Origin of the sequence: Streptomyces katrae, assembly GCF_000966975.1 — a bacterium.
Lineage (GTDB): Bacteria > Actinomycetota > Actinomycetes > Streptomycetales > Streptomycetaceae > Streptomyces > Streptomyces katrae.
Map to the genome: position 1 here is coordinate 1 of NZ_JZWV01000461.1, position 8,147 is coordinate 8,147.

General features: G+C 73.2%; 7 protein-coding genes. 4 read left to right on the plus strand and 3 right to left on the minus strand.

Annotated elements, in window-relative coordinates:
- Window positions 1-618 precede the first annotated feature (618 nt).
- From VR44_RS17260 to VR44_RS17270, 3 genes are read left to right on the plus strand one after another with little or no spacing between them, the layout of a single operon-like run.
- Window positions 619-1,674 (plus strand): NAD-dependent epimerase/dehydratase family protein, encoded by a 1,056-nt coding sequence (locus tag VR44_RS17260; RefSeq protein ID WP_245691881.1) that lies wholly within the window; start codon window positions 619-621, stop codon window positions 1,672-1,674.
- Window positions 1,668-2,975, plus strand: a complete 1,308-nt coding sequence (locus tag VR44_RS17265) for a DegT/DnrJ/EryC1/StrS family aminotransferase (RefSeq protein ID WP_045948405.1) — start codon at window positions 1,668-1,670, stop codon at window positions 2,973-2,975. Before VR44_RS17260 ends, VR44_RS17265 begins: the two co-directional genes overlap by 7 nt.
- Window positions 2,976-3,001: 26 nt before the next feature.
- A complete protein-coding gene (locus VR44_RS17270; protein ID WP_052713656.1) occupies window positions 3,002-4,213 on the plus strand; it encodes an MFS transporter in 1,212 nt (403 codons plus the stop codon).
- Window positions 4,214-4,268: 55 nt separating this feature from the next.
- Here VR44_RS17270 and glpK read toward each other — a convergent pair whose 3' ends face one another.
- The 3 genes from glpK to VR44_RS17285 form a co-directional block, all read right to left on the minus strand.
- Window positions 4,269-5,786: a glycerol kinase GlpK gene (gene glpK, locus VR44_RS17275; protein ID WP_045948406.1), complete on the minus strand. Its 1,518-nt coding sequence runs from the start codon at window positions 5,784-5,786 to the stop codon at window positions 4,269-4,271.
- A 39-nt stretch (window positions 5,787-5,825) separates the two neighbouring features.
- A complete protein-coding gene (locus VR44_RS17280; RefSeq protein WP_045948407.1) occupies window positions 5,826-6,674 on the minus strand; it encodes an MIP/aquaporin family protein in 849 nt (282 codons plus the stop codon).
- A 133-nt stretch (window positions 6,675-6,807) separates the two neighbouring features.
- Complete coding sequence (locus VR44_RS17285) at window positions 6,808-7,929, minus strand: amidohydrolase family protein (protein ID WP_052713657.1); 1,122 nt, start codon at window positions 7,927-7,929, stop codon at window positions 6,808-6,810.
- On the opposite strand from VR44_RS17285, the gene VR44_RS41275 reads away from it, so the two are divergent.
- Window positions 7,901-8,147 (plus strand): hypothetical protein (locus VR44_RS41275; protein ID WP_157880330.1); only part of this gene is annotated, 247 nt, incomplete at its 3' end. The two genes, VR44_RS17285 and VR44_RS41275, sit on opposite strands and share 29 nt — an antisense overlap.

An 8,147-nucleotide genomic window follows, 5' to 3' on the forward strand; every position in this document is an offset into this window, starting at 1 on the left:
ACCCGATCCCCCCTTTTCCGATCGGATTGATAGGAATACTTGCCCGGGTGCGGCCTCGACGGCAAGGGCGTGACCGGATGGTGGACCGAAGGGTCTTGAGATCCAAGACGATGCAGGTCAGAGGCCTGTCCGTGTACTTGAGGACCGGTCGGGCGGCGAGACCCCCCGTCAGCGGACGCACGGGCGGGGGGAGTTCGCCCCCGGACAGGGCCACCGGGGCGGGACCGGGGGCACGACCGACAAACCGGCCATCCCGGACCCGCGGGCGGAGCCCCCGCCACCCTTCCGCTTCGAGCGGAGCGATCGCCTCCGCCCTCGGCGGTCGCGGAAACGGACCGGCTCCGCTCCGCTCGCCGCCGCGCGGCGGGGCGGCGGGCAGTCTCGGCCAGTCTCCCCGGCACCCCTTGCGCCGCCGGGGAGGCCGCGTGGTCAACTGGTCGAGCCGTAACCGATCAGGCGCGAGAGCGTCACCACGGTCCGGGCCAGGGTTGAACAGCACCGCCGCATCGAGCGCACCGCCGGGTGCGCGCCCGCGGAGGGGTGCGCCCCCGGCGACCACCGGCCGACGTGCACCCGTGCCCCCCGACTCCCTCGCCTTGAACCTCGAATGGAGCGATCGTGCACCACGGTCCCGTCATCCCCGAAACCCCCTACGAGGCAGTGGCCGTCACCGGCGGAGCCGGCTTCGTCGGCCGGCACCTCGTGACGGCCCTCAGCCTGCTGTCCCGGAAGGTCACCGTCGTCGACCAGGCCCCCCTCCCCGCCGAGCTCGCGGCCCTGCCCGGCGTCTCCCACGTCCGCGCCGACCTGCGGGACTACGGCGAGACCCTGTTGGCGCTGCAGAGCGCCGACGCCGTGTTCCACCTGGCCGGCAACGCCAGCGGCACCGAGTCGGTGGCCGACCCCCGCCGCGACTTCCAGCTCAACGCCCTCGGGACCTGCAACGTCGGCAACGCCTGCCTGGAACTGGGGGTGCGCCGCCTCGTCTACCTCTCCTCCGCCATCGTCTACGGCACCCCCCGCCACAGCCCGATCCGCGAGGACCACCCCACCCAGCCCTTCCTGCCGTACGGCGCCTCCAAACTCTCCGGCGAACTGACCCTGCGCAGCCTGCACGCGACGGCCGGACTGCCCGTCGTCATCGGCCGCTCCTTCGTCGTCTACGGCCCCGGCGAGGACCCGCGCCGCGCGGGCGGGGAGGTCTCCCAGTTCCTGCGCTGGCACCTCAACGAACTGCCCATCCCGGTGGTCGGGGACATCGACCGCAAACGCCGCGACTTCATCCACGTCGAGGACCTGTGCCGGGCCCTGATGGTGCTGGCCGCCCGCGGCGCCGACGGCGAGACCTACAACCTGGGCACCGGCACCGCCGTCTCGATGCGCGAGCTGGCCGACGCCGTGGGGGCGGCCACCGGCCGCCCGGCCCTGCTCGACGCCGACACCTCCAGCCTGGCCGACAGCTTCACGCTCCTCGCCGACACCACCCGTCTGACGGGGCTGGGCTTCGCCCCGCGCGTCACCCTGACCGAAGGGCTCAGGGCCCTGGCCGGCCTGCTCGGCCCCTTCCCCGAGACCCCCTCCGCCAGGGCGGTGTTCCGCCGGGAGGCTCCGGCCCGCCGCAGGCTGACGCCGGGCGCCGCCGCCGGGATCCGTGAGGAGGCCACGACGTGCTAGCCGTGGACGGAGGTTCCCCGCTGCTGGCCGGACACGAGCCGGCCCCCTGGCCGCACATCACCGACACCGACCGCAAGGCCGTCCTCGACGCCCTGGACCAGGCGACCCCCTGGCACTGGCCCATGCGCACGGTGCGCGAACTGGAGGACGCCTGGGCCGAGTTCACCGGAATGCCCTATGTCCTCGCCGCCAACTCCGGTACGGCGGCCCTGCACATGGCGATCGCGGCCGCCGGCGTGGAGCCGGGCGACGAGGTGCTCGTACCGGCCGACACCTTCCTGGCCTCGGCCTCCTGCGTGCTGCAGGCCAACGCGATCCCGGTGTTCGTGGACACCGACCCGGCCACCTTCAACATCGACCCGGCCCGGATCGAGGAGCGGATCACCGACCGCACCCGTGCCGTCGTCGCCGTCGACCTCAACGGGCTGCCCGCCGACCACGACGCCCTGCGGGCGGTCACGGAGCGCCACGGCCTCGTCCTCATCGAGGACGCCTCCCAGGCCCACGGCGCCTCCTACCGGGGCCGCCCCGTCGGGTCCCTCGGCGCCATGAGCGGTGCCAGCCTCAACGGGTCCAAGACCCTCTCCGCCCTCGGCGAGGGCGGCCTCTTCGCGACCCGCGACGAGGAACAGCACCGGCTGGCCCGGCGGGTGCTGATGTTCGGCGAGGAACTCCCCGGCCAGAGCCGCGACTACAACGCCCGCATCATGGGCTGGAACTACCGCATCGACGTCCTCGCCGCCGCGTTCGCCCGCTCCCAGCTCACCCGCCTGCCGGAGATGTCACTCGTCCGGCAGGCCAACGGCGCGGCGCTCACCCGGGCCCTCGCCGGCGTACCCGGCATCCGTACGCCGGCCGTACCCGAGGACCGCACGCACGTGTACTTCTTCTACCTGCTGCTCGTCATGCCCGAGGAACTCGGACTCGACGGCCTGCCCGTCGCCGCCTTCCGTGACGCCCTCGCCCGGGCGGTGAACGCCGAAGGCCTGCAGATCATGCGCTGGCAGCCGCAGCCGGTCCCCGGGCAGACCCTCTTCCGGGAACTGCGCGGTTACGGCCGCGGCTGCCCCTGGAGCTGCGGACACGCCCGGGCCGGACACCACTACGATCCGGAGGAGTATCCCGTGAGCGAGGAGATCTGCCTGCGCCGGCTGGTCCTCGGCCAGAGCTTCAGCTCCTTCGGCCCGCCCAACGACGTCACCACGATGCGGCGCTACGCCGATGTCCTGTACAAGGTCCTTGTCGAGGAACGGGAGGCACTGGTCGCCCTGACCCGGCGGACGGCCGAAGCGGCGCGGTGAAACGGACGACAGGGGGACGGACGCGGATGCGCAACGAGCCCGGGACCGCGGACGGACGGACGGCGCGGCGGGCCCGTGCCGGGGACGGCGGCCACGGCCGCGGTCCCCGGACCATGCGGCTGGCCGTCTGCGCGGTCTTCTTCGTCACCGGCGCCGCCTTCGCCACCTGGGCCGCCCGGGTACCCGCCGTCCAGAGCCGGCTGGACCTGTCCGCCGGGGAGCTGGCCGTGGCCCTCGTGGGCCTGAGCGGCGGGGCCTTCCTCGGGCTCCCGCTGGTCGGCGGCCTGGTGGCCAGGTACGGCAGCCGCAGGGTCCTGTGCGCGGGCCTGATCGCCTACCTGGGCGCCCTCGCGAGCCTGCCCCACGTCCCGGACCTCGCCGTACTCACGGCGGCCCTGGCCCTGTTCGCCTGCGGCAACACGGCCGTGGACGTCGCGATGAACACCCAGGGCGTCCTCGTCGAACGGGCCTACGGCCGCCCCGTCCTCGGCGGCTTCCACGCCATGTTCAGCCTCGGCGGCATCACCGGCGCCGCGGCCGGGGGCCTGGCCGCCTCCGCCGGGGTCGGCATCGCGGCGCACTTCACGGTGGCCGCCCTCGTCCTGCTGGCGGTGGCGGGCGCGGCGGCCACCGCCCTGGCCCCGGACCCCCCGCCGGCCGCGGGCCCCTCCCGGCGCGACCCCCTGCTGGCCCTGCCCGGGCCGGGCCTGTGGATCCCGGGCCTCGTGGCGTTCTGCGCGCTGATGGGGGAGGGGGTGGTCAACGACTGGGGCGCGGTCTACCTGAAGGAGGAGACCGGCGCCTCAGCGGGCGCGGCGGGCCTGGGGTACGCCGTCTTCTCCGCGGGCATGGTCGTCGGCCGGCTCACCGCCGACCGGCTGCGGGCCCGGCTCGGCACGGTCCGCTTCACCCTCCTGTGCGCGGCGGTGGCGGGCGCCGGGGCCCTCATCCCGATCCTCGACGCCACCACGGCGGCGGGTTTCGTCGGCTACGGGCTGCTGGGGCTGGGCATGGCCGCGGTCATCCCGCTGGTCTTCGCCCACGCGGCCGGGCTGCGTCCCGAGCGGGCCGGCTCCTCCATCGCCGCCGTCTCGGCGGTGGGCTACGTCGGCTTCCTCGCGGGCCCCCCCGTCATCGGCGCGCTGGCGGAGGCGACGACCCTGCGGTGGGCGATGCTGGTGCTGCCGGCGCTGATGGCGGCGATGGCGGTCCTGGCCGGCCGCCTGCGCCGCACCTGACACGAAGGCGCCGGAGCCGGCCCGGTGGGGCCCGCTCCGGCGCCTTCGCGTCGGGCTACTCGACCTTGGCCCAGTCGAGGGTACGTTCCACGGCCTTCTTCCAGCCCGCGTACCCCTCGGCGCGCTGCTCCTCGGACCACTGGGGCTCCCACCGCTTCGACTCCTGCCAGTGGGTGCGCAGTTCGTCCGTGTCCTGCCAGAAGCCCGTGGCCAGGCCGGCGGCGTAGGCCGCGCCGAGGGCGGTCGTCTCGGCGACGACCGGCCGGCTGACGGGTACGCCGAGGACGTCGGCCTGGATCTGCATGCACAGGTCGTTGGCCGTCACGCCGCCGTCCACCTTCAGCACGTCCAGGTGGACGCCGGAGTCCTGCTCCATGGCCTCCACCACGTCACGGCTCTGGTAGCAGATGGCCTCCAGGGTGGCCCGGGCCAGGTGGCCGTTGTCGTGGTAGCGGGCCAGGCCGACGATCGCACCGCGGGCGTCGGAGCGCCAGTACGGGGCGAACAGGCCGGAGAAGGCGGGCACGAAGTAGATGCCGCCGCTGTCCTCGACCGTGGAGGCCAGACGTTCGGTCTCGGCGGCATCGCTGATGACCTTCAGCTGGTCGCGCAGCCACTGCACCGCGGAGCCGGTGACGGCGATGGAGCCCTCCAGGGCGTAGACCGCCGGCTGGCCCGCGAACTGGTACGCGACCGTGGTCAGCAGGCCGTGCTGCGAACGGACCAGTTCGGTACCGGTGTTGAGCACCAGGAAGTTGCCGGTGCCGTAGGTGTTCTTGGCCTCGCCCGGGGCGTAGCAGACCTGCCCGACGGTGGCCGCCTGCTGGTCGCCGAGGACCCCGGTGATGGGGATGGCGGCCCGCAGGGGCCGGGAGGAGCGGGCGTGCCCGTACGCCTCGGGGTGGGAGGAGGGGTTGATGGACGGCAGCATCGAGCGCGGCACGCCGAAGAAGCCGAGGAGCTCGTCGTCCCAGTCGAGGGTCTCCAGGTCCATCAGCATCGTGCGGCTGGCGTTCGTGACGTCGGTGGCGTGGATGCCGCCGTCGGGCCCGCCGGTGAGGTTCCACAGCACCCAGCAGTCCGTGTTGCCGAAGAGGGCGTGACCCTGCTCGGCGGCCTCGCGGACCCCGTCGACGTTCTCCAGGATCCACTGGATCTTGCCGCCGGAGAAGTAGGTCGCCGGCGGCAGCCCCGCCTTGCGCCGGATCACGTCACCCTGCCCCGAGCGCTCCAGTGCCGCGGCGATGGAGTCCGTACGGGTGTCCTGCCAGACGATGGCGTTGTAGTAGGGGCGGCCGGTGCGCGGGTCCCAGACGACGGTCGTCTCCCGCTGGTTGGTGATGCCGATGGCCGCCAGGTCGGTCGCGGAAAGGTTTCCGTGCCGCAGGGCGTTCTGGATCACGGAGTTGGTGCGTTCCCAGATCTCGACCGGGTCGTGCTCGACCCACCCCGAGCGGGGCAGGATCTGGGAGTGCTCCAGCTGGTGCCTGGCCACCTCGTTGCCCGCATGGTCGAAGATCATGAAGCGGGTGCTGGTGGTGCCCTGGTCCACTGCGCCGACGAAGTCAGCCATGGGTTGCCGCCTCTCTTGGGGCCCGTCCTGGGGGTCGGATCAGCTCTCGTCCGGTGTCGGCACCTCTCCGGGGGGCTCCGGCTCGGCGGTCGGCAGGAACCTGCCGACGAAGAACTTGTACAGACCCGCTCCCAGCAGGCCGCCGATCAGCGGACCGACGATGGGCACCCAGAAGTAGAAGTTCCCGTACTGGTCCCGCCAGGCTCCTCCGTACCCGGTGAGGAAGCTCGCCAGGCGGGGGCCGAAGTCGCGGGCCGGGTTGATGGCGTAGCCCGCGTTGGTGCCGATGGCCATGCCGATCGCCACCACGATGAGGCCCACGATGAACGGGGCGAGGTTGGCGCCGGGGGGAGTGTTGAGCAGGTCGGTGACCGCGAGGATCAGCAGCAGCAGGACCGCGGTGCCGATGATCTGGTCGCGCAGCGCGCCCCACTCGGTGACCGGCAGGTTCGGGTTGCCGTTCGCCGGGAGCGTGGAGAAGACGCCCTGCGTCTTGATGGTGTGGGTGGGGTCCGCCTTCGCCAGGGCTTCGGTGTAGTTCCAGCGCACGATGAGCGCGGCCACGAAGGCGCCGGCCGTCTGCGCCACCACGTACGGGGCCACGTGCTTCCACGGGAACCCCTTGAACGCCGCCAGCGCGACCGTCACCGCCGGATTGAGGTGGGCACCGCTCAGCCTGGCGGCGACGTACACGCCGAGGGTGACGCCGAGGCCCCAGGCCCAGGCGATGCTGTCGTGGTTCCCCAGGCCGCCCGGCGGATCGGTGAGTGCGCCGCCGGCGACCACCTGGGCCACCACACCGACACCGAAGAGGATGAGGATCATGGTTCCGGCGAATTCCGCCGAGAGTTCGCCGATCAGGCCCGATTTCTTGAGCCGCTCAGCCATGGGTTCCCGCTTCCCGCCGGCCAGGGACCGGCCGTCGACGCCCCGAGTGCTCTAGCGACATCGTAAGTCCGGCCGGGAGATCGGGCGCGCGGGCACGAGGGCGGCCCGCGCCCCGTCCGAAGGGCCGGCCGGTCTACGCCGAACGCAGGCGGGCGGCCGCGGCCTCGGCCTCGCGGACCACCCGGGCCGTGTCGACGTCGACCAGCCGTCCGCCGAGCTTCAGCGGCCGGCCGTCCACGAACACGGCCTCGATGTTCTCGGGGCGTCCGTTGAACACGATCTGCCCCGTCCAGTCGAAGCGCGGTGCGAAGTTCAGCGCCGCCGGGTCGATGACCAGCAGGTCGGCCCGTTTGCCGGGGGTCAGGGAGCCCACCCGGTCCGCGAGGCCGAGGACCTCGGCGCCGCCCAGGGTGGCCATCCGCAGAACGTCGTGGACCTGCGGGAAGACACCGGCCTCGGTCGTCCGGGCACGCTGCAGGCCGATGGCCGTCTTCATCAGCGCGTGGAAGTCCGAGGTGTCGTTGGTGCCGCCGTCCAGTCCCAGGCCGACCTTGACGCCCCTGCGTCCGAGGTCGGACAGCCGCATGATGCCGGAGGCCAGCCGCATGTTGCTGAGCGGGCAGTGGGCCAGGCGCACGTCGTGCTCGGCGACGGCGGCGATCTCCGCGTCCGTCAGGTGGACCGCGTGGTTCATCAGCAGCCGCGGACCCAGCGCGCCGATGCCGTCGAGGACGCCGACGGGGTCGTCGGCGCGCATCTCGGGGCGTTCCAGGACATGGGAGTTGAGCATGACCCCCAGGTCCTGGGCGAGCTCCCAGTGGGCGAGGTTGTCGGACCGGGCGGCCCGGGCCGCGTGGGTGGCGATCTGGAAGGAGCCGAGCGGGACCGGGTCGACGAGTTCCTTCTTCACCTTCGCCACCAGCGCCCCGTCGGGAGCCGGCGGGTACATGGCGTACGTGAACCGCAGTCCGGTGCCGGCGAGCGCCCGTACGTAGCTCTCGACGAGGTCGTACGAGAAGATGTCCACCCAGTCGACCAGCGTGGTCACGCCCGACTGCACGGCGTCGAGGGCGGCGAGCCGGACGAAGCTGTGGAGCGCCCCGGGGGTCAGGAGGCCCCGCTGGGGGTCGGTACAGGACCGGAACCAGCCGAAGAGGTCCCGGTCGGTGCATCCGCCCCGGATCATCGCCTGCCAGAGGTGGTTGTGGGTGTCGACGAACCCCGGCATGACCAGCTTGCCGGAACTCTCCAGCACCCGGGCGCCGGGGCACCCGGGCGCCGGGCGGCGCCGCCAGCGCCGGGCCGACGGCGGCGATGGCGCCGCCGCGCACCAGGACGTCGGCGTCCTGGAGTGCGCCGAGGGGGCCGTTGCCGAGGGCGGGGTCCATCGTCAGCACCAGGGAGGCCCGGCGGAGCAGGACCGCCGGGCCGCCGGTGGCCTGCGCGACGGCGCTCTGGTGGGGGAGGGCGGGG